Origin of the sequence: Agrococcus sp. TF02-05 (assembly GCF_017565345.1) — a bacterium.
Classification (GTDB): domain Bacteria; phylum Actinomycetota; class Actinomycetes; order Actinomycetales; family Microbacteriaceae; genus Agrococcus; species Agrococcus pavilionensis.
Genome location: NZ_JAGEKO010000015.1, coordinates 1 through 18,733 on the forward strand (window position 1 = coordinate 1; position 18,733 = coordinate 18,733).

The window sequence follows — 18,733 nt, forward strand, 5'->3', positions numbered from 1 at the left end:
CCTCGGCGACACGTCGAGCCTGTCGAACGAGGCGCTCTCGGAGGTCGAGTACGACGAGAGCACGGGCGTGCTCCTGCTCGGCCCGCCGACCGTCTTCACCGCCGAGAACGCGGGCGACTACGACTACTGATCGCCCGATCGACTGACGCCGGGGCGCGGCGCGCGCCGCGCCCCGGCACCCCCTCCGGCCTCCGGGCCGGCCCGCAGGCAGCCCGCCGGCCTCCGCGCCGGCGATCACGAGGAGCACCATGACCGACACCGCCCAGCGGGCCCGCCCCACCCCGGGGCACGACTCCACGCCCCGGCTCGAGATGCGCGACATCTCGAAGCGCTACGGCGGCGTGCGCGCCATCCGCCACGCCGACATCACCGTCATGCCCGGCACGGTCCACGCGCTCGTGGGCGAGAACGGCGCGGGCAAGTCGACGCTCATCAAGATCCTCGCCGGGGCGGAGCAGGCCGACACCGGCACGATCACGATCGACGGCGCACCCGTCTCGATCGGCTCGACGACCGACGCGATCGGCCTCGGCGTGCAGACCGTCTACCAGGAGCCGCAGCTCTTCCCCGAGCTCACCGTCGCCGAGAACTTCTTCGTCGGCCGCGAGATCACGCGCGGCCCCATGATCGACTGGCGCGCCCAGGCGCCTCGCATGCTCGAGCTGCTCGACACCGTCGGCCTCGACCGCGGCGTCGCCTCGCAGCCGCTCGGCGGCCTCTCGATCGCCCAGCAGCAGCAGGTCTCGATCGCGAAGGCGCTGCTCGAGCAGGCGAGCATCCTCATCCTCGACGAGCCGAGCGCCATCCTCACCGACGCCGAGATCGAGGTGCTCTTCGGCGTCGTGCGGCGGCTCGCCGCCGACGGCGTCTCCATCATCTACATCAGCCACCGGCTCGACGAGCTCTTCCGCATCGCCGACGCCGTCACGATCATGCGCGACGGCGAGACGGTCTCGACCGAGCCGATCGACGAGCTCTCGGTGCGCGAGATCGCCGAGCGCATGGTCGGCGGCGCGATCGACGAGGGCGAGCACGTGCCCGGCGAGCACGGCGAGACCGTGCTCGAGCTCGAGGGACTCACGCTCGACGGCGCCTTCGCCGACGTGTCGCTCTCGGTGCGCGCGGGCGAGGTGCTCGGCCTCTACGGCCTCATCGGCTCCGGCGCGGCCGAGGTCGGCGAGGTCGTCTACGGCATGCGGCGCGCGACGGGCGGGCGGATGCGCGTCGTCGACAGCGACCGGCAGCCCGGCACGCCCGCCGACGCGAAGCGCCGCGGCATCCGCATGGTGCCCGCGAACCGCTCGTCGCAGGGCTCCTTCTCCTTCCAGAGCATCGCCTTCAACATCACGGTCGGCTCGCTCGGCCTGCTCGGGAAGCTGCCCGGCTGGGTGTCGCCCAAGGCGGAGCGGCGCATCGCCGACGACCTCATCGGCCGGCTCGCGGTCAAGACGCCGACCTCGCGGCAGCCGCTCGGCGCGATGTCGGGCGGCAACGCGCAGAAGGTCGTGCTCGCCCGCCAGATCGTCGAGCAGCCGAAGCTCCTCGTGCTCGCCGAGCCGACGCAGGGCGTCGACGTCGGCGCGAAGGAGGAGATCCACCGGATCATCGCCGACCTCGCCGCGCGCGGCACGGCCGTGCTCGTGATCACCACCGACCTCGCCGAGGTCCAGCGCATCTCCGACCGCGTCCTCGTGTTCCGCTCCGGGCGCATCGCCCGCGAGTTCCCGCCCAGCGCGAGCCAGGCGTCGCTCCTCGCGGCGGCGGCCGGCGCCGAGGACGAGCCCGTCACCCAGGAGGACGACCGATGACCACCGCGACCGAAGCCCGCGCGCCGCAGGCGGTGAGCATGCGCCGCATCCTGCCCCCGATCGTGACGGGGCAGGAGGTCGTGCTGCTCGTCGTGCTCGTGGTGCTGTGGGTGCTGCTCGGGATCTTCACGCCCGCGTTCCTCACGCCCGGCTCGATCGGCCCGCTGCTCGTGCAGGTCGCCCCGATCGCGCTCATCGGCGTCGGCATGACGTTCGTCATCATCACCGCGGGCATCGACGTCTCGGTGGCCGGCATGATCATGGTCTCCGCCGTCGTGACGGCGCGCGTGCTCGTGAGCTACGACGTGCCCGCGATCGTCGCGGTGGCGCTCGCGATCGTCATCGGCGCCGCGCTCGGCGCGCTCAACGGCGTCCTGATCGCGTACGGCCGCGTGCATCCGATCATCATCACGTTCGGCACGGCCAACGTCTTCACGTGGCTCGGCCTGCGCGTCTTCAACTCCTCGACCGTCAACGGCATCCCCTCGACGCTCGAGTTCTTCGGCCGCGGCTCGGCGGGCTCGACGCTCGGCGTGCCGCACTCCTTCGCGATCGCGGTGCTCGCCGTCGCCGTCGCGTGGTGGTTCCTGCGCTACGCGAAGTCGGGCCGCAACCTCTACGCGATCGGCGGCAACCAGAACGCCGCGCGGCTCGCGGGCATCAAGGTGCAGCCGCGGCTCGTGTGGGTCTACCTCATCACCGGCGCGCTCGCCGGGCTCGCCGCGTGCATGATCATCGCGACCGGCACCTCGACCCTCGACCAGTCGGTCGGCTCGGGCAAGGAGCTCCAGGTGATCGCGGCCGTCGTCATCGGCGGCACGTCGATCCTCGGCGGTCGCGGCAGCGTCGTCGGCACGCTCCTCGGCGCGATCCTCGTGCAGACCGTCGTCTCGGGCGTCACGCAGCTCGGCTGGCCCACCCAGCTCGGCTTCCTCTTCGTCGGCATCTTCATCCTGATCGCCGTCGGCACCGACATCATCCGCGAGCGAGCCAGGAGGGCGCGCGCATGACCGCCACCACGACGACCCCCGCCCCGGAGCGCCGCGCGGAGCCGACCTCCCGCGTGCGCGAGTGGCTCGGCTCGGGCATCCTCCGCGACCGGGCGGTGCTGCTGCTCGCGCTCATCATCGTGCTCCTCGTCGCGATGTCGATCCTCGACGCCCTCGGGCTCACGAGCGGCACGTTCAACAGCGACTACCTCGCCTCGACGCTCATCGCCTACGTGCCCCTCGCGCTGCTCGCGCTCGCGGAGCTGTTCGTCATCACGTCGGGCCGCGGCGGCATCGACCTCTCGGTCGGCTCGATGGTCTCGCTCACGGGCATCGTCTTCGCGATGCTCTACCAGCAGGTCGGGCTGCCGCTGCTCGTCGCGGTCGTGCTCGCGGTCGCGTTCGGCGCGCTGCTCGGCGCGATCAACGGCGTGCTCACCGCCTACCTCGGCTACCCGGCGCTCATAACGACGCTCGCGACCTTCTACGCCTACCGCTCGATCGCGCTCGTCGTGAGCGAGCAGCGGCCGATCTCGGGCACCGAGATCTCGGAGTTCTACAACGCGGCGAAGGCCGTCGAGCTCCCGGTGATCGGCGGCACGCTGCCGCTCGTGCCGCTCGGCGTCTTCACGTTCCTCATCCCGGTCGCGATCGTCGCGTGGTTCGTGCTCAACCGCACGACCTACGGCCGCAAGCTCTACGCGATCGGCACGAACGACACGGCCGCGCAGTGGGCGGGCATCGACACGCGCCGCACGCGCATGATGGCGTACGTCACGGCGGGCGCGATCTCGGGCCTCGTCGGCGTCTACACCGTCGCGCAGTTCGCCTCCGCCCGGCCCGACGCGGGCACGAGCGGCAGCGGCATGGCGCTGCCCGCGATCACGATCGCGGTGCTCGGCGGCGTCGCCATCACGGGCGGCATCGGCAAGCTGAGCGGCATCCTGCTCGCGGCGCTGCTCATCGTGTGGCTCAACGCCTCGATCCTGCTCGTCGTGCCTGGCAACGAGGGCGCGCAGGCGCAGCTGCTCGCGCTCGGCATCGTGCTGCTCGGCGCCTCGCTGCTCTCCAACGCGACCATCCGGCGACGGCAGGCAGGAGCGCCACCGCGGCTCGCGGTGCCGGCGACCGCGCCGGGAGCGCCGAAGTGACCGACCCGCTCGACGACCTGCTGCGGCTCGCGCACGCCGTGGGCGAGCCGCAGCGCGAGCTCGTGATCCTCGCCGAGGGGAACGTCTCGGCGAGGCTCGATGACGAGCGGATGCTCGTGAAGGCCACGGGCTCGTCGCTCGCGGCGTCGGGGCCCGACGACCTCGTCGAGTGCCGCTTCGCGCCGATCCTCGAGCTGCTCGACGACCCGACCGCGTTCGAGGGCGGCTCGGGAGACGCGCGCGTCGCCGAGGCGCTCATGGCCTCGCGCGTCGACCCGAGCGCGAAGCGTCCGAGCGTCGAGGCGCTCCTGCACGCGGTCGTGCTCTCGAGCGGGGCAGGTGCCGCGTGCCACACGCATCCCATCGCCGCGAACGCCGTGCTGTGCTCCGACCGCGCCGAGCTGCTCGCCGCGGGCGCCCTCTTCCCCGACCAGATCGTCGTGCTCGGCACCGAGACCCTGCTCGTGCCCTACGTCGACCCGGGGCTGACCCTCGGCCGGCTCATGCGCGACGAGCTGCGCGCCTTCGCCGACCGGCACGGCGCGCTCCCGAAGGTCGCGTGGATGCAGAACCACGGCATCTTCGCGATCGGCGCGAGCCCGGCCGAGTGCCTCCGGATCACCGAGATGGCCGACAAGGTCGCGCGCATCCTCGTCGGGGCGCTCTCGGTGGGCGAGCCCGTCTTCCTCCCCGACGCCGTGCTCGACCGCATCGACGGCCGGGACGACGAGCACGTTCGCCGCGCGATCCTCGACGCGGCGCGATAGACCACCAGCGAAGGAGCAATCATGCAGATCGGCGTCCACGGCCTCGTCTTCACCGGCACGTTCGACGAGGCGGGTCTCGAGACCGCCATCGCCGGCACGCAGCGAGCGGGGTTCGACCTGCTCGAGCTGCCGCTCATGGATCCGTTCGCGATCGACGGCGCGCTCGTGCGGCGCATGCTCGACGACCACGGCGTCGCGATGACCTCGAGCCTCGGGCTCGACGCCGCGCACGACCTCTCGAGCGAGGACGCCGCGGTGAGCCGCGAGGGCGAGACGCTGCTCGAGCGGGCGATCGACGTCGTCGCCGAGGCGGGCGGGCAGCACCTGTGCGGCGTCATCTACTCCGCGATGCAGAAGTACATGCAGCCCGCGACCGAGGCGGGCCGCGCGAACTCCGCCGCGGCGCTCCGCCGCCTCGCCGACCGCGCGGCCGCGGCAGGGGTGACGCTCTCGCTCGAGATCGTCAACCGCTACGAGACGAACATCGCGAACACCGCGCGCGGCGGCCTGCGCTTCCTCGAGGAGATCGGGCACGACAACGTGCACCTGCACCTCGACACGTACCACATGAACATCGAGGAGTCGGGGATGCTCGAGCCCGTCCTCGACGCGGGCGAGCGGCTGCGCTACGTGCACATCGGCGAGAGCCACCGCGGCTACCTCGGCACCGGGTCGGTCGACTTCGGCTCCTTCTTCCGCGGCCTCGCGCGGCTCGGCTACGACGGCCCGATCGTCTTCGAGTCGTTCTCGAGCGCCGTCGTCTCGGAGTCGCTCTCGAACACGCTCGGCATCTGGCGCAACCTGTGGGAGGACTCCGACGACCTCGCCGCGCACGCCAACCGCTTCATCCGCGACCAGCTGCGCTCGGTCGAGACGATCGCGCTCCACTGAGCATGGCCGGACCGAGCATGGCTGCGCTCGACCCGACGACGCTCGCGGCGATCGAAACCGTGCGCGAGGACGTCGCGCGGCTCCACCGCGAGCTCGTGCGCTACGGCCTCGTGGTGTGGACGGGTGGCAACGTCTCGGGCCGCGTGCCGGGCGCCGACCTCTTCGTCATCAAGCCCTCGGGCGTCGACTACGACGAGCTGACGCCCGAGCGGATGATCGTGTGCGACCTCGACGGTGCCGTCGTGCCCGGCACCGCCGGGAGCGAGGCGAGCCCATCGAGCGACACCGCCGCGCACGCCTACGTCTACCGGCACATGCCCGAGGTCGGCGGCGTCGTGCACACGCACTCGACCTACGCGACCGCGTGGGCCGCGCGGGGCGAAGAGATCCCGTGCGTGCTCACCGCGATGGCGGACGAGTTCGGCGGGCCGATCCCCGTCGGGCCGTTCGCGATCATCGGCGACGACTCGATCGGCCGCGGCATCGTCGAGACGCTCCGTGAGCACCGCTCGCGCGCCGTGCTCATGCAGAACCACGGTCCGTTCACGATCGGCAGGACGGCGAGGGATGCGGTGAAGGCGGCGGTCATGGTCGAGGACGTCGCCCGCACGGTCCACCTCGCGCGCGAGGCAGGGCCCCTCATCCCCATCGCGCCGGCCGACATCGACCGGCTGCACGAGCGGTACCAGCACGTCTACGGGCAGCGGCCCGGAACGCAGCAGGGCGACCGATGAGCGCCGAGGCGATCGAGGCGGGCCGCACGGCGCTCGGCATCGAGCTGGGGTCTACGCGCATCAAGGCGTGCCTCGTGGACGCGGCCGATCCCGCGCGCGTGCTCGCGGTCGGCTCCCACGCGTGGGAGAACCGCTTCGAGGAGCGCACGTGGACCTACGCGCTCGACGACGCGTGGGCCGGCGTGCAGGCGGCGTTCGCCGAGCTCCGCGCCGACGTCCTCGCGCGGCACGGCGTCGAGCTGCGCACGGTCGGCGCGATCGGCGTCTCGGGCATGATGCACGGCTACCTCGCCTTCGACGAGGCGGGCGAGCTGCTCGCGCCCTTCCGCACCTGGCGCAACACGTCGACCGGCCGCGCCGCGGCCGAGCTCACCGAGGCCTTCGGCGTCAACATCCCGCTGCGCTGGTCGATCGCGCACCTCCACCAGGCGATCCTCGACGACGAGCCGCACGTGCCGCGGGTCCGCTCGATCACGACCCTCGCGGGCTACGTGCACCGCGCCCTCACGGGACGCGCCGTGCTCGGCGTCGGCGACGCATCCGGCATGTTCCCGCTCGACGCGGCGGGCGGCGACTACGACCCCGCGCTCGTCGCGCGGTACGACGAGCTCGTCGACGGCCGGCTCCCGGTCGCGAGCGTCGCCGAGCTGCTGCCGACGGTGCTCCGCGCGGGCGAGCCGGCGGGCGAGCTCACGCCCGAGGGCGCGCTGCTCCTCGACCCGAGCGGCGCGCTGCAGCCGGGTGTGCCGCTGTGCGCACCGGAGGGCGACGCCGGCACCGGCATGGTCGCGACGAACGCGGTCGCGCCCCGCACCGGCAACGTGAGCGCGGGCACGAGCATCTTCGCGATGGTCGTGCTCGAGCGGCCGCTCGAGCGCGTGCACGCAGAGCTCGACCTCGTCGCGACGCCCGCGGGAGACCCCGTCGCGATGGTGCACTGCAACAACGGCGCGAGCGAGCTCGCCGCGTGGGCACAGGTGTTCGCGCGCTTCGCGGCGGCCGCCGGAGCGCCCGTCGACGACGATGCCGTCTTCGACGCGCTCTTCCGCGAGGCGCTCGCGGGGGAGGCCGACGCGGGCGGCCTGCTCGCCTACAACCACGTCGCGGGCGAGCCGATCGCGGGCCTCGACGAGGGCCGCCCGCTGCTCGTGCGCACGCCCGAGAGCCGGCTGACGCTCGCGAACCTCATGCGAGCGCACCTCTACGGCGCCTTCGGCACGCTCGCGCTCGGCATGCGCGTGCTCGACGAGGAGGGCGTGCGGCTCGACCGGATGTTCGCGCACGGTGGCATGTTCCGCACGGCGGGCGTCGCGCAGCGCTTCCTCGCCGGGGCGCTCGACGCGCCCGTGTCGGTGGGGGAGACGGCGTCGGAGGGCGGCGCGTGGGGCATCGCGGTGCTCGCCGCGTTCGCGCGCCCGGCCGCGGGCGGCGACGCGCGGAGCCTCTCGGCGTACCTCGACGAGGCCGTCTTCGCGGACGCCGAGCAGTCGACGGTCGAGCCAGACTCCGACGACGTCGCGGGCTTCGCGGCCTACCTCGAGCGCTACCGCGCCGGGCTCGCGGTCGAGGCCGCGGCGGTCGAGGCGCTCTGAGCGGAGCCGCCGGTCGGCTCAGGCGGCGAACACCGCGTGCGCGTCCGGCACGCGCTCCCGCCCGCCGAGCGCCGTGAGCTCGAGCACGACCGCGACGCCGGCGACCTCGCCGCCGAGCTGCTCGACGAGCCGCGCGGCCGCGACGAGCGTGCCGCCGGTCGCGAGCACGTCGTCGACGAGCAGCACGCGACGGCCCGTGAGGTCGCCCGCTGCCTCGATCGTCGCGACGCCGTACTCGAGCGCGTAGTCGACGGATGCCGTGGGCTGCGGCGTCTTGCCGGCCTTCCGGATGGGGAGGAGGCCGGTCCCCGCGGTCGCGGCGACGGCGCCCGCGAGCACGAAGCCGCGCGCCTCGACGCCCGCGACGAGGTCGAAGCCGCCCTCGAACGGCGCGGTCAGCGCCTCGGTGACCGTCCGCAGCGCATCCGCGTCCTGCAGCATCGGGCCGATGTCGCGGAACAGCACCCCGGGCTTCGGGAAGTCGAGCGTGATCGCGATGAGCGACTCGGCGCGGGTGAGCTGGGCGGGGGATGGCGTCGGCACCTCTCGAGGCTAGTCGCGCCTCGCAGGCTCGACCCGGCCGCCGTCGGTAGGCTCGCGCCATGGGCGACCTCTTCGACGACTACGACAAGCCCTTCGCCGTGCCCCGCAAGCGGCAGGGCACGCCGTGGGACGAGATGTTCGAGAGCAAGGGCAGCGCCCGCGGCCCGTACAAGCCGCTCTACGACGCGCTCTCGGAGATGTCGAAGGACGACCTCCGCGCTCGCGCCGACGCGCTCGCGACGTCGTACCTCGCGCAGGGCGTGACGTTCGACTTCGCGGGCGAGGAGCGGCCGTTCCCGCTCGACGCCGTGCCGCGCATCATCACCGCGGAGGACTGGAAGCACGTCGAGTCGGGCGTGCAGCAGCGGGTGCGGGCGCTCGACGCGTTCCTCGCCGACATGTACGGACCGCAGCGCGCCGTCGAGGACGGCATCATCCCCGCGAAGCTCATCAGCACATCCACCCACTTCCACCGCCAGGCCGCCGGCGTCGTCGGCGCGAACGGCGTGCGCATCCACGTCTCGGGCATCGACCTCATCCGCGACGAGCACGGCGAGTGGCGCGTGCTCGAGGACAACGTGCGCGTGCCCTCGGGCGTCAGCTACGTCATCTCGAACCGGCGGGTGATCGCGCAGACGCTGCCCGAGATGTTCTCGTCGATGCGCGTGCGGCCGGTCGGCGACTACTGCGACAAGCTGCTGCACGCGCTGCGCGCCGCCGCCCCCGCGGGGGTCGACGACCCGCGCGTGGTCGTGCTCACGCCCGGCGTCTACAACTCCGCCTACTTCGAGCACACGCTGCTCGCGCGCCTCATGGGCGTCGAGCTCGTCGAGGGCCGCGACCTGTTCACCTCCGGCGGCCGCGTCTACATGCGCACGACCGAGGGGCCCGCGCGCGTCGACGTCATCTACCGCCGGGTCGACGACGACTTCCTCGACCCGCTGCAGTTCCGCGCCGACTCGATGCTCGGCAGCCCCGGCCTCATGCTCGCGGCGCGGCTCGGCAACGTCACGATCGCGAACGCAGTCGGCAACGGCATCGCCGACGACAAGCTCGTCTACACCTACGTGCCCGACCTCATCCGCTACTACCTCTCCGAGGAGCCGATCCTCAAGAACGTCGACACGTGGCGGCTCGAGGACCCGGGCGCGCTCGAGGAGGTCATCGACCGCCTGCACGAGCTCGTCGTCAAGCCCGTCGACGGCTCGGGCGGCAAGGGGCTCGTCGTCGGCCCCGACGCGTCGCCCGAGGAGCTCGAGGCGCTCAAGCAGCGGCTGCTCGCCGACCCGCGCGGCTGGATCGCGCAGCCGGTCGTGCAGCTCTCGACCATCCCGACGCTCGTCGACGACGGCATGCGGCCGCGCCACGTCGACCTGCGCCCCTTCGCCGTCAACGACGGGAAGGATGTGTGGGTGCTGCCGGGCGGGCTCACGCGCGTCGCGCTCCCCGAGGGACAGCTCGTCGTGAACTCCTCGCAGGGCGGGGGCTCGAAGGACACGTGGGTGCTCGCGGGGCCGCGCGAGCAGCTGCCGCTCATCGACCACGACGCCGAGTTCGGCGCCTCGGGCGAGCCGATGACGCGGCCCATCCCGATCGTGACGGCCGCCGCGGCGGCTGCAGCGGCGGTCGGGGAGCACCCGCAGGACCAGTCGCCGCAAGACGCGCCGACCGGGAAGTCGACGCAGGCCGAGCAGCAGCAGCAGTCCCAGCGCGACGGAGGTGACGCCCGATGATGCTCTCCCGCATCGCCGAGAGCCTGTTCTGGATCGGCCGGTACATCGAGCGCGCCGACGGCACCGCGCGCATCCTGGACGTCTACCTCCAGCTGCTGCTCGAGGACGTCGCGGTCGACGAGGACACCGCGTGCCGCGCACTGCTCGGCGTCATGGGGCACGACGCCCCGCCGGAGCGCAAGCTCACGCGCGTCGACGTCGTCAACACGCTCGCGACCGACCGCTCGCAGCCGGCGTCGATCGCCTACTCCGTCAACGCCGCGCGCGAGAACGCGCGCCGCGCTCGCGAGATCATCTCGACCGAGCTGTGGGAGGTGCTCAACGCGACGTACGCGAACATGCCGCGGCGCGTGAGCCCCGAGCAGGTGCACGTCATGTTCGGCTGGGTGCGCGAGCGCGCGGCGCTCGCGGGCGGCATGGCCGACTCGACGGCGAGCCGCGACGACGCGTGGAGCTTCCTCAACCTCGGCCGCTTCATCGAGCGGGCCGACATGGTCGCGCGACTGCTCGCGACGCGAGCGCTCACCGAGGCGTCCGGTCCATCGTGGACGACGATCCTCCGCTCGGTCGGCGCCTACGAGGCGTACCTGCGCACCTACCGCGGCGTGCCCTCGTCGACGAACGCCGCGGAGTTCCTGCTGCTCGACCGGCTCTTCCCGCGCTCGATCCTCTTCTCGATCCGGGGCGCGGAGGACTGCCTGCGCGACATCGAGCCGCGGCAGGATCGCGTCGGCTTCGTCGACCCGGCCCAGCGGATGCTCGGGCAGATCCGCGCGGAGCTCGAGTTCACGCCCATCCAGGAGATCATCGAGCGCCTGCCGACCGTGATGGACAAGGTGCAGTCGACGACGACCTCCGTCTCCCACGCGGTGCGCGAGCGCTACTTCCCGACCCACAACCTGCCCGCCTGGACGAGGGAGGCATCGTGAGCCGGCTCCGCATCCGCCACACCACCGGCTACCGCTACGAGCGGCCCGTCGTCGCCTCCTACAACGAGTCGCGCATGCTGCCGTCGACGAGCGACGGCCAGTTCGTCATCTACTCGAACCTCGACATCCAGCCCAGCACGTCGGTCAACACCTACGACGACTACTGGGGCACGAAGGTCGTCTCGTTCGACGTGCTCGCACCGCACACCGAGCTGCAGCTGACAGCGACGAGCCTCGTCGAGGTGCGGCCGCGCATCACTGGCGGGCTCGAGCTGTCGTGGGAGCAGCTCGAGAAGGTCGCGGCGCGCGCGACCCAGTACGTCGAGCAGCTCGGGCAGACCCCGCGCACGCGCCCGTCGGACGACCTCGCGGCGTCGGCGCGCGAGATCGCGGATGCGTCGGAGACGCCGGGCGCCGCCGCGGCGGCGATCGCCCGCATGGTCGGCGAGCAGATCGACTACATGTCGGGCGTCACGCACGTGCACACCCTCGCCTCCGAGGCGTGGGAGAACCGCAAGGGTGTGTGCCAGGACATCGCGCACATCACGATCGGCGCGCTGCGGTCCGTCGGCATCCCCGCGCGCTACGTCTCCGGCTACCTGCACCCGAAGCGCGAGCCGGTGATCGGCGAGACGATCCGCGGCGAGTCGCACGCGTGGGTCGAGTGGTTCACGGGCGAGTGGAACGCGTGGGACCCGACGAACCTCATCGACATCGGCGAGCGGCACGTGAAGGTCGGCCTCGGCCGCGACTACAACGACGTGCCGCCGCTGCGCGGCGTCTACGCCGGCGCGGGCAAGAGCGAGCTGTTCGTCTCGGTGGAGATCACGAAGGAAAGCTGAGCCCGATCGGCTCAGGCTGTGCGCCGTTCAGGTGCGCAGCACGAGGTTGCGTCGCACGTGGAAGTCTGCGGCGGCGCACCTCGGACCCCTGCGCCTGTCGCCCAGGCGGTGCAGGAGTCTGCGCTCCATCAGCGATGCGCTGGGCTTCCGTCCTCGCCGAGGCGGTCGCACCCGGGGCGAAGGTGTTGGCGGCGGCGGGTTGGGCAGCCTCACTGCGAGCGATGGCGCGGCGGCGGCTGGCGCGGTGGCCGCGCCGACGGTGATCGCGCGCAGCGACTCGCCGGAGCGAACGGCACGGGCATAGGGATCGCTCGGCCGCAGCTGCGGCACGACGCGCCAGTCGCCCGGCGTGCCGACGACGAGGAGCCGGCCCGCGTGCACCTCGTGATGGCAGTGCGTGCAGAGCAGAATCCCGTTCGCGGTGTCGGTCGGCCCGCCTCTGCTCCACCACACGACATGATGCGCCTCGGTCCAAGCGACCGGCATGTGGCAGCCCGGTGTCGCGCAGCCCGCGTACTGGACGGCGAGTGCCATGCGCTGCGGCTTGGTGAAGAGGCGCTGCTCGCGCCCGAGGTCGAGCACGTGGCCGCGCTCGTCGACGACCGCGCGCTGCACGACTGCCTCGCACAGCAGCCGATCGGCGGTCTCGATAGGCACCAGGTCGCCGGTGTGCTCGATCCTGAGCGTGCGATCGCGGTGCTCGGCGCCCTGCACGTAGGCGTCGAACGCCTCGATCCCGCCGTGGAAGACGAGCCTCGGAGCTTCGCCGCCAGCGACCGGCGCGTCGCCAGAGGCGGCGTGCGCCTTGAAGAGCGCGACCAGCACGTCGTGCCGCTTCTGCTCGAGCGAGCGGTTATCGACGTCGGCCTCGGCCTCGGCCTCGGCTCCGTCCTCGGCCTCGCCTCCGTCGTCGGTCTCGGCGTCGTCGACGAACCGCACCTTCGTGCGCGGCGCGGTGTACGCATCCATCACCGCTTTGACCGTGGATCCCGACTCGGCCGTGAGATCGCCGTTGATGCCCCACATGCCGTTCGGCTTGAGCCACATGCGCACCCCGCGTTGCGCGTACTGCCGCTCGGCGTTCGGCAGTACGCCGTCGGGATCCAGGTAGGTCACGAAGGCCTTCGCGCGGACGGCGAGCAGCTCCGGCACGAGCGGGGCTGCGACGTCGGTCGCCGCCGAGACGAGCTCTTGCTCGGCCCAGGCGAGCTGCTCGAGGTCTGCCCGCGGGGCTGCCGGCGCGAGCTCGGACACGATGGTGCGCACCTGGGCGAGCGAGATCGCGCCCTCGTCGAGCGCGGCCGCGACGAGCGGGAACGGTGCTTCGACGCTGCCGCCGCTGATGCCGACCGATCGACTGGTCGCCCGGGCCATCGAGAGCAGCTCGGTCGCCTGACCCGCACGGATGCCGAACACCGAGGCGACGGCGTCCTTCGGGCTGCGCTTGCCCATCAGCGCGCAGATCGACCACTCCTCCGGCCCCCTCGAGCGCTGCTCGATCTCGCCGGCGAGCCGAACGCGCTGCGCGTCGACGATGCGGGCGAGCTCTGCCGTCTGGGCGAGCAGATCGACGACCTCTTGGGGTGAGGCGAGGGAGATGGAGGCGAGGTCATCGAGCACGGCGCGAGCGGCGCGGATCGCCGCTGCGGCCTGCTCGCTGGTCGACATCGCTGCCTCCTCGAATCCCTGTTCCGCACAGAGTATCGACTGCCGCCAACATGCGGCCGCTCGAAGACGAGAGCTGTGGACAACCGCACGAGCGTCGACGAGGGCGCCCATGCCGGCCGCTGGCGCGGCGCCCGGGCCGGATCTACCCTGCCTGCATGTGCAGGAACATCACCGAGCTCCGCGGCCTCGTGCCAGCAGCGAACGACGAGGAGGTCGAGGCCGCCGCCCGTCAGTACGTCCGCAAGGTCTCGGGCATCACGCATCCGACCGACCGCACTCGCGACGCGTTCGAGCGGGCGGTGGCGGAGGTCGCGCACATCACGCAGCACCTGCTCGACGACCTGCCCGACCGGCGGCAGCCGCCCAAGACCGTCCCGCCGCTGCGGCGGCCCGAGGTGCGCGCCCGCATCGCGGCGCGAGAGGCGGCGCTCGTCGCGTAGTCGCTCGGCGGCCGTGCGCTCCCGCGCTACGCGCCCGAACGCATCCGCTCGGTGATGCCGTCCATGACGCGCATGATCGCGACGGTCTCGTCGAGCGGCATGAGCTCGCTCTCGAGCCGGCCCTCGGCGATGCAGCGCTCGACCTCGGCGGCCTGGAACTGCATGCCTCGCCCGACGAGCTCCGGCTCGAACTCCTCCACCGCGGTCGAGTGCGCGGATGCGTGGCGTCGGCGGTAGCGCGTCCAGGCGTAGAACGCGGGGTCGAGCTCGATGACGCCGTCGGTGCCGGCGATGGTCGCGCGGTTCGAGCCGAGCGTCATCATCGAGAACGTGTGCGTCGAGATGCCGCCGTTCGCGTGCTCGAGGATCGCCGAGCCGCGGTGGTCGACGCCGAAGCCGTCGACGACGCCGGATGCCTGGATGCGGGTGACCGGCCCGAGGATCGCGTGCGCGAGCGAGACGCAGTAGACGCCGAGGTCGAGCAGTGCGCCGCCGCCGAGTGCCGCCTCGATGAGGCGGCTGCCGGGGGAGAGGTCGAGCATCTGCGAGTGGTCGGCCTGCACGCTCAGGACGTCGCCGAGCTCGCCCGCGGCGATGCGCTCGCGGACGGCGACCATGGTCGGCAGGAAGCGCGTCCACATCGCCTCCATCGCGAAGACGCCCTTCGCCCGCGCAGCGTCGACGACGGCCTGCGCGTCATCGCCGTTCGTCGTGAAGGCCTTCTCGACGAGCACGTGCTTGCCGGCCTCGATCGCGAGGAGCGCGTGCTCCCGGTGGTGCGAGTGCGGCGTAGCGACGTAGATGATGTCGACCTCGGGGTCGTTGACGAGCCCCTCGTAGCCGGCGTGCGCGTTCGGGATGCCGTGCCGCTCGGCGAACTCGCGGGCGCGCTCGCCGTCGCGGCTCCCGACCGCGACGGTGCGCATGCCCGCGGTCGCGAGATCGCGGGCGAAGGCGCCGGCGATGCCTCCGGCGCCGAGGATGCCCCAACCGGGGGAGGAGGTCGTCATGCGGAGACCCTAGTGGGATCTCCCTCGGCGGAGGGAGGCGCTCGCGGATACCGCTCCCTAGCGTGGCCTGCATGAACGAGAAGCGAGCGGGGATGTTCGGCGCCGGCATCGCGATCGGCCTCGCCGTCGGAGCGGGGATCGGGGTCGCGATGGACAACCTCGCGCTCGGCATCGCGATCGGCATGGGCATCGGCATAGCGTTCGGCGTGGCCTTCGGGGCCAGCCAGGACGACTCGCGCGGCTCCGACGGCGGCGCTGCTGCGCAGCCGGACGACGGCGGCGACAGTGGAGACGGCGGCGCCGGGGGCGGGGGCGGCGACTAGCCTCCGCAGCCAGCGGCCGTCGGGTTGGCCATGCAGTCACCGTTCGTGAGCACCGTGCCGACCTCGAAGATCTTCACGCCGACGCTCGGCGCCGCGACCGGCAGCGTGCCGGGCACGGGGAACCAGCCGCCGCCTGCGTCGACCTCGGCGGTGAAGACGACGGTGAGGGATGCGGTCACATCGTCGCGGGACGCATACGTGTGGCTCGTGGTCGTCTCGGTCCACGACTCCTCGGGTCCTCGCCAGGCGGTCCCGGATGCGGTGCTCGTCTCCGAGGTGCCGTCGCCGTAGTCGAAGACGTACGAGGTCGGCGTCCATCGCACCTCGATGGGCACGTCGAACAGCTCGCCGCTCATGGTGTGAGTCTCGGCCGTCGCGTAGAAGTTGGTCGGCGTGCCGACGACGCCCCACCCGTCCGGCTCGACGACGAGCTCGCCGACGAGCGGGCGGAACGCGGCGAGGTCGCTCATCGTGATGGGATCGGAGGACTCGGCTTCCAGCGGCTCCCCTGGCGGCGGAGGGGGTGGCGGGCACTCATCCACGTTCTCGCCCATCGCGACGCATCGGTCGTGGAGCATCTGGAGATAGGCACGCCACGCACGCTCGGCTTCGTCGTTCGGCGCGGCGATGGTCGAGCCCTCGGCTCCTGGCTCGGTCGGGCCGATGCCGGGGTGGATGAGGGAGCCGCTAACGATCACCTGTCCGGTGACTGGGTCGACGTAGCAGGCGCCAGCCATCATCTCCCACTGGTCACAGCCTGGAGGAGGGGCACCCGCGGTCGTCACCACTAGCCCGCTGAGGAGGAGCATCGCGCCTAGCCATCGCATACCGAGAGGTCCTCCGTCAGTACATCTAGCGTCTCCATCAACGGCACCTCGTCGTGCGGGGGAGCAAAGGTTGCCGACCATGCGACCAGTCCGGCTGGTGGCACGCGCGCACCCGTCGCGTCGAGCGTCTCAATCGTGGAGCCGTCTGTGCAGAGCTCAACCGCGATCCTCGACTCGTCAGATGAGATCAACCGGACGTTGGTGATCGTGGGCGTGCCCCTGCTGATGCGGCCTTCGTCGAGCGATTGCTGGATGGACGATGCGAACGAGGCGGCGAGAGTCGAGCTGGCGAACGCCTGAAGTGCGCTTGCGGAGGCGGCGCCATCTGCAAACTGGCGGTCCACGGCGATAAAGAACCGGTCGAACGATGCTTGAGCGCGTCTCACCGCTTCCGCGTCGCTCAGCGTCGACGACGGCGCAGGCGTGGCGGTAGGTGAAGGCGACGGTGTCGCGTCCGGCGGCGAGCATCCCGCGAGTGCTGCTCCCGTCATGACCGCTACGGCGAGCGTTGCGGTGAAGCGTTGAAGCATGCGGGCAGAGTACGCGAGCAGCGTCGGACGCCGACAGTGCTCTCCACAGGCTCACGAGCCGACCCGAGTGACGAGCACTCGCTTATGTCCCCCAACACAAACTCGGCCAAAGAAACATCGCGAATGGACTTGCGCTTCTCGCTCCGACCGTTATACCTTCGTGACCGCGAACTTCCACGCCAAGCTGAAAGGAGGAGCTCGCGATGTTCATCACCGACATGATTCCCGCTGGGACCCTCCTCGCTGGCGGGGTCTGCTAGCGGCGGAGCGCACGGGCCGACGGCTGCCGAGTCCATCACGGACTCGCTCTTGCCAGGCCACAGCAGGCTTCTGAGCCCTGCGTCTCCTCTCTTCACCGCACGCTGACCACGGCGGTTGCACGGCGCCCGGACACCTGCCGGCCGCTCTGCTCCCGCCGCACTCCGCGCATCCGCATTCATCACTCGAGTGCAGCGAGCGCGCCATTCTCACGCAATTCATCTTGCGATATCTCGCGCCCATTGACGGGGCGAAATCGCCATGCCAGAAAGCAGATCCACCATGTCGAATTCGACGCTGGTGCTGCCGGCTCCTCGCCGGCTCGCACTGAACGCATCGCGCCACCTGGAGCGCTGGGCTCTCAAGCCCCAGCAGCTCGAGGAGCAGCGACGCGAGGCAGAGGCCTACGAGGCGGCACTCGCCGCTCGTGAGCAGTTCCGCCTCGACGCGCTCGCGCGCACCCTGCTGCGATGACCGCAGCCACAGCGGGGCCGTCCCTTCGGGGTCGGCCCCGCTTCTCGTCGCGACGCTACTCCTCGACCAGCCGGCGCAGTTCGGCGCCGATCTCGCGCATCGACGTCAGCACCGCATCCGTCGCGTCCGTCTCCGGCGCCCAGTTCGCGAGCGACGCGTAGGCGAGCGTGCGCCGCGCGCCGAGCACGAGTCCGGCGTCGACTCGGACACCCGCATCGGTGCCGGTCTTGTTCACGATCCCGGGGTGCTCGGCTCCGTGACCGTGGGACAGCGGATCCTTCGCGAACGCCGCGGCGACCATGCTGAGGTCGACCGAATGGCCGAGCCAGCCGAGCACCCGGTCGCTCACTGCCGCCGACCCCAGCCTGCGAGCCGCGAGTCGCACCATGAGGTCTGCGAGACCGGTGGCGGATGCGGTCCCGAGCCGGGCGGGATGCTCCGGCCCCCGGTGGTCGCGCACGCGATCGTGCAGGCACACGCCCTCGATGCCGAGCTCCGCACGCACGCGCTCGACCGCATCCAGACCGATCCGCTCGAGCAGCGCGTTGGTCGCGAGGTTGTCGCTCACCGATCCGACGAGCATCGCGGCATCCCCCACCGCGAGCGTCGATTGCGCGAGGTGCTGCCACAGACCGGAGTCGCCGACCGGCTCGACGCTCGACCGGTCGAGCCGCTCGTCGAGACTGAGCTCGCCGCGCTCGCCGAGCACCGCGCACGCGACGAGCAGCAGCAGCTTCGGCGCCGACGCGGCTGAGAGCTCAAGCTCGGGCGATCTCGAGAGGACGGTCTCGCCCGTCGCGACGTCACGCACGAGCACCGACCAGGTCGCGGCGTCGGTGAGGGGCGGATGCGTTGCGGTCATCGAGGGGGAGTCTACGAAGCGGGGGTTCGTCTCGATACGCCACCTGCGGTGGCTCATCGACGAACGGGTGGCGATCGGCACGCCACTTCCAGTCGGCAGGGCTACCGTGACCGCATGGCCCGGCCGTCGTCAGCGTCCGCCGGCGCGCCCGAGAGCCGCAAGGCATCCGTCGCGCCGAAGGCCAAGCGCGCGCTCTACCGATGGCTGCCGCCCGACCGCATCGCGACCGCCGTGCGCACGGCGGTCGCGGCGATGGTCGCGCTCGGCATCGGCTCGATCCTGCCCGGCGGGCTCTCGGAGTACGCCTACGCCGCTCCGCTCGGCGCCTTCATCACCGTCGGCACCACCTTCTTCACCATCGC

At 71.9% G+C, this 18,733-nt stretch carries 19 protein-coding genes and 1 pseudogene; 14 read left to right on the plus strand and 6 right to left on the minus strand.

What is annotated here, in order from left to right; translation table 11 throughout:
• Nucleotides 1-248 precede the first annotated feature (248 nt).
• The 7 genes from JQT67_RS13115 to JQT67_RS13145 are packed head-to-tail and all read left to right on the plus strand — an operon-like array spanning nucleotide 249 to nucleotide 7,932.
• Nucleotides 249-1,808 (plus strand): sugar ABC transporter ATP-binding protein, encoded by a 1,560-nt coding sequence (locus JQT67_RS13115; RefSeq protein WP_208065193.1) that lies wholly within the window; start codon nucleotides 249-251, stop codon nucleotides 1,806-1,808.
• Nucleotides 1,805-2,818 carry an ABC transporter permease gene (locus JQT67_RS13120; RefSeq protein ID WP_021010494.1) on the plus strand — a complete coding sequence of 338 codons (1,014 nt, stop codon included), beginning with the start codon at nucleotides 1,805-1,807 and terminating at the stop codon, nucleotides 2,816-2,818. Before JQT67_RS13115 ends, JQT67_RS13120 begins: the two co-directional genes overlap by 4 nt.
• Nucleotides 2,815-3,948: an ABC transporter permease gene (locus tag JQT67_RS13125; RefSeq protein ID WP_208065194.1), complete on the plus strand. Its 1,134-nt coding sequence runs from the start codon at nucleotides 2,815-2,817 to the stop codon at nucleotides 3,946-3,948. The genes JQT67_RS13120 and JQT67_RS13125 overlap by 4 nt, the downstream gene beginning before the upstream one ends.
• Complete coding sequence (locus JQT67_RS13130) at nucleotides 3,945-4,715, plus strand: class II aldolase/adducin family protein (RefSeq protein WP_208065195.1); 771 nt, start codon at nucleotides 3,945-3,947, stop codon at nucleotides 4,713-4,715. The genes JQT67_RS13125 and JQT67_RS13130 overlap by 4 nt, the downstream gene beginning before the upstream one ends.
• Nucleotides 4,716-4,736: 21 nt before the next feature.
• A complete protein-coding gene (locus JQT67_RS13135; protein ID WP_208065196.1) occupies nucleotides 4,737-5,606 on the plus strand; it encodes a sugar phosphate isomerase/epimerase in 870 nt (289 codons plus the stop codon).
• Nucleotides 5,607-5,608: 2 nt separating this feature from the next.
• Nucleotides 5,609-6,340: an L-ribulose-5-phosphate 4-epimerase gene (locus JQT67_RS13140; RefSeq protein ID WP_243756035.1), complete on the plus strand. Its 732-nt coding sequence runs from the start codon at nucleotides 5,609-5,611 to the stop codon at nucleotides 6,338-6,340.
• Complete coding sequence (locus tag JQT67_RS13145) at nucleotides 6,337-7,932, plus strand: xylulokinase (RefSeq protein WP_208065197.1); 1,596 nt, start codon at nucleotides 6,337-6,339, stop codon at nucleotides 7,930-7,932. The genes JQT67_RS13140 and JQT67_RS13145 overlap by 4 nt, the downstream gene beginning before the upstream one ends.
• Before the next feature lie 18 nt (nucleotides 7,933-7,950).
• Here the strand turns inward: JQT67_RS13145 and JQT67_RS13150 are convergent, their stop codons facing one another.
• The gene (locus JQT67_RS13150) at nucleotides 7,951-8,475 is read right to left on the minus strand and encodes an adenine phosphoribosyltransferase (protein WP_208065198.1); all 525 of its coding nucleotides are present in this window, start codon (nucleotides 8,473-8,475) and stop codon (nucleotides 7,951-7,953) included.
• A gap of 59 nt (nucleotides 8,476-8,534) precedes the next feature.
• Here JQT67_RS13150 and JQT67_RS13155 point away from each other — a divergent pair, with 59 nt between their 5' ends.
• From JQT67_RS13155 to JQT67_RS13165, 3 genes are read left to right on the plus strand one after another with little or no spacing between them, the layout of a single operon-like run.
• Entirely contained in the window at nucleotides 8,535-10,208 is a 1,674-nt protein-coding gene (locus JQT67_RS13155; RefSeq protein ID WP_208065199.1) for a circularly permuted type 2 ATP-grasp protein, read from the plus strand.
• Entirely contained in the window at nucleotides 10,208-11,137 is a 930-nt protein-coding gene (locus JQT67_RS13160) for an alpha-E domain-containing protein (protein WP_208065210.1), read from the plus strand. Before JQT67_RS13155 ends, JQT67_RS13160 begins: the two co-directional genes overlap by 1 nt.
• Nucleotides 11,134-11,979 carry a transglutaminase family protein gene (locus tag JQT67_RS13165; RefSeq protein WP_208065200.1) on the plus strand — a complete coding sequence of 282 codons (846 nt, stop codon included), beginning with the start codon at nucleotides 11,134-11,136 and terminating at the stop codon, nucleotides 11,977-11,979. Before JQT67_RS13160 ends, JQT67_RS13165 begins: the two co-directional genes overlap by 4 nt.
• A gap of 27 nt (nucleotides 11,980-12,006) precedes the next feature.
• Here the strand turns inward: JQT67_RS13165 and JQT67_RS13170 are convergent, their stop codons facing one another.
• Nucleotides 12,007-13,758, minus strand: coding sequence for an HNH endonuclease signature motif containing protein (locus tag JQT67_RS13170; protein WP_208065201.1), 1,752 nt, complete (start codon nucleotides 13,756-13,758; stop codon nucleotides 12,007-12,009).
• Nucleotides 13,759-13,802: 44 nt separating this feature from the next.
• Here JQT67_RS13170 and JQT67_RS13175 point away from each other — a divergent pair, with 44 nt between their 5' ends.
• On the plus strand, nucleotides 13,803-14,087 hold the full coding sequence (locus JQT67_RS13175) for a DUF2277 domain-containing protein (RefSeq protein ID WP_208065202.1): 285 nt from the start codon (nucleotides 13,803-13,805) through the stop codon (nucleotides 14,085-14,087).
• A 26-nt stretch (nucleotides 14,088-14,113) separates the two neighbouring features.
• Here the strand turns inward: JQT67_RS13175 and JQT67_RS13180 are convergent, their stop codons facing one another.
• A complete protein-coding gene (locus tag JQT67_RS13180) occupies nucleotides 14,114-15,097 on the minus strand; it encodes a Gfo/Idh/MocA family protein (protein ID WP_208065203.1) in 984 nt (327 codons plus the stop codon).
• 71 nt (nucleotides 15,098-15,168) lie between these two features.
• On the opposite strand from JQT67_RS13180, the gene JQT67_RS13185 reads away from it, so the two are divergent.
• On the plus strand, nucleotides 15,169-15,420 hold the full coding sequence (locus tag JQT67_RS13185; protein ID WP_208065204.1) for a hypothetical protein: 252 nt from the start codon (nucleotides 15,169-15,171) through the stop codon (nucleotides 15,418-15,420).
• On the opposite strand, the gene JQT67_RS13190 is transcribed toward JQT67_RS13185, so the two are convergent.
• Nucleotides 15,417-15,890 (minus strand): hypothetical protein, encoded by a 474-nt coding sequence (locus JQT67_RS13190; RefSeq protein WP_208065205.1) that lies wholly within the window; start codon nucleotides 15,888-15,890, stop codon nucleotides 15,417-15,419. The two genes, JQT67_RS13185 and JQT67_RS13190, sit on opposite strands and share 4 nt — an antisense overlap.
• Before the next feature lie 344 nt (nucleotides 15,891-16,234).
• A complete protein-coding gene (locus tag JQT67_RS13195; protein ID WP_208065206.1) occupies nucleotides 16,235-16,777 on the minus strand; it encodes a hypothetical protein in 543 nt (180 codons plus the stop codon).
• A 540-nt stretch (nucleotides 16,778-17,317) separates the two neighbouring features.
• On the opposite strand from JQT67_RS13195, the gene JQT67_RS13200 reads away from it, so the two are divergent.
• Nucleotides 17,318-17,509: a hypothetical protein gene (locus tag JQT67_RS13200; protein WP_208065207.1), complete on the plus strand. Its 192-nt coding sequence runs from the start codon at nucleotides 17,318-17,320 to the stop codon at nucleotides 17,507-17,509.
• Nucleotides 17,510-17,564: 55 nt separating this feature from the next.
• Here the strand turns inward: JQT67_RS13200 and JQT67_RS13205 are convergent, their stop codons facing one another.
• On the minus strand, nucleotides 17,565-18,371 hold the full coding sequence (locus JQT67_RS13205) for a serine hydrolase (RefSeq protein ID WP_208065208.1): 807 nt from the start codon (nucleotides 18,369-18,371) through the stop codon (nucleotides 17,565-17,567).
• Nucleotides 18,372-18,485: 114 nt separating this feature from the next.
• Here JQT67_RS13205 and JQT67_RS13210 point away from each other — a divergent pair.
• Nucleotides 18,486-18,733: pseudogene (locus tag JQT67_RS13210) on the plus strand (hypothetical protein); the annotation flags it as partial.

Coding starts and splice junctions, on each gene's coding strand:
- JQT67_RS13115 (WP_208065193.1), top strand. CDS start 249: ATGACCGACACCGCCCAGCGGGCCCGCCCCACCCCGGGGCACGACTCC.
- JQT67_RS13120 (WP_021010494.1), top strand. CDS start 1,805: ATGACCACCGCGACCGAAGCCCGCGCGCCGCAGGCGGTGAGCATGCGC.
- JQT67_RS13125 (WP_208065194.1), top strand. CDS start 2,815: ATGACCGCCACCACGACGACCCCCGCCCCGGAGCGCCGCGCGGAGCCG.
- JQT67_RS13135 (WP_208065196.1), top strand. CDS start 4,737: ATGCAGATCGGCGTCCACGGCCTCGTCTTCACCGGCACGTTCGACGAG.
- JQT67_RS13140 (WP_243756035.1), top strand. CDS start 5,609: ATGGCCGGACCGAGCATGGCTGCGCTCGACCCGACGACGCTCGCGGCG.
- JQT67_RS13145 (WP_208065197.1), top strand. CDS start 6,337: ATGAGCGCCGAGGCGATCGAGGCGGGCCGCACGGCGCTCGGCATCGAG.
- JQT67_RS13155 (WP_208065199.1), top strand. CDS start 8,535: ATGGGCGACCTCTTCGACGACTACGACAAGCCCTTCGCCGTGCCCCGC.
- JQT67_RS13160 (WP_208065210.1), top strand. CDS start 10,208: ATGCTCTCCCGCATCGCCGAGAGCCTGTTCTGGATCGGCCGGTACATC.
- JQT67_RS13170 (WP_208065201.1), bottom strand. CDS start 13,758: ATGGGCGCCCTCGTCGACGCTCGTGCGGTTGTCCACAGCTCTCGTCTT.
- JQT67_RS13175 (WP_208065202.1), top strand. CDS start 13,803: ATGTGCAGGAACATCACCGAGCTCCGCGGCCTCGTGCCAGCAGCGAAC.
- JQT67_RS13180 (WP_208065203.1), bottom strand. CDS start 15,097: ATGACGACCTCCTCCCCCGGTTGGGGCATCCTCGGCGCCGGAGGCATC.
- JQT67_RS13185 (WP_208065204.1), top strand. CDS start 15,169: ATGAACGAGAAGCGAGCGGGGATGTTCGGCGCCGGCATCGCGATCGGC.
- JQT67_RS13190 (WP_208065205.1), bottom strand. CDS start 15,890: ATGAGCGACCTCGCCGCGTTCCGCCCGCTCGTCGGCGAGCTCGTCGTC.
- JQT67_RS13195 (WP_208065206.1), bottom strand. CDS start 16,777: ATGCTTCAACGCTTCACCGCAACGCTCGCCGTAGCGGTCATGACGGGA.
- JQT67_RS13200 (WP_208065207.1), top strand. CDS start 17,318: ATGTCGAATTCGACGCTGGTGCTGCCGGCTCCTCGCCGGCTCGCACTG.
- JQT67_RS13205 (WP_208065208.1), bottom strand. CDS start 18,371: ATGACCGCAACGCATCCGCCCCTCACCGACGCCGCGACCTGGTCGGTG.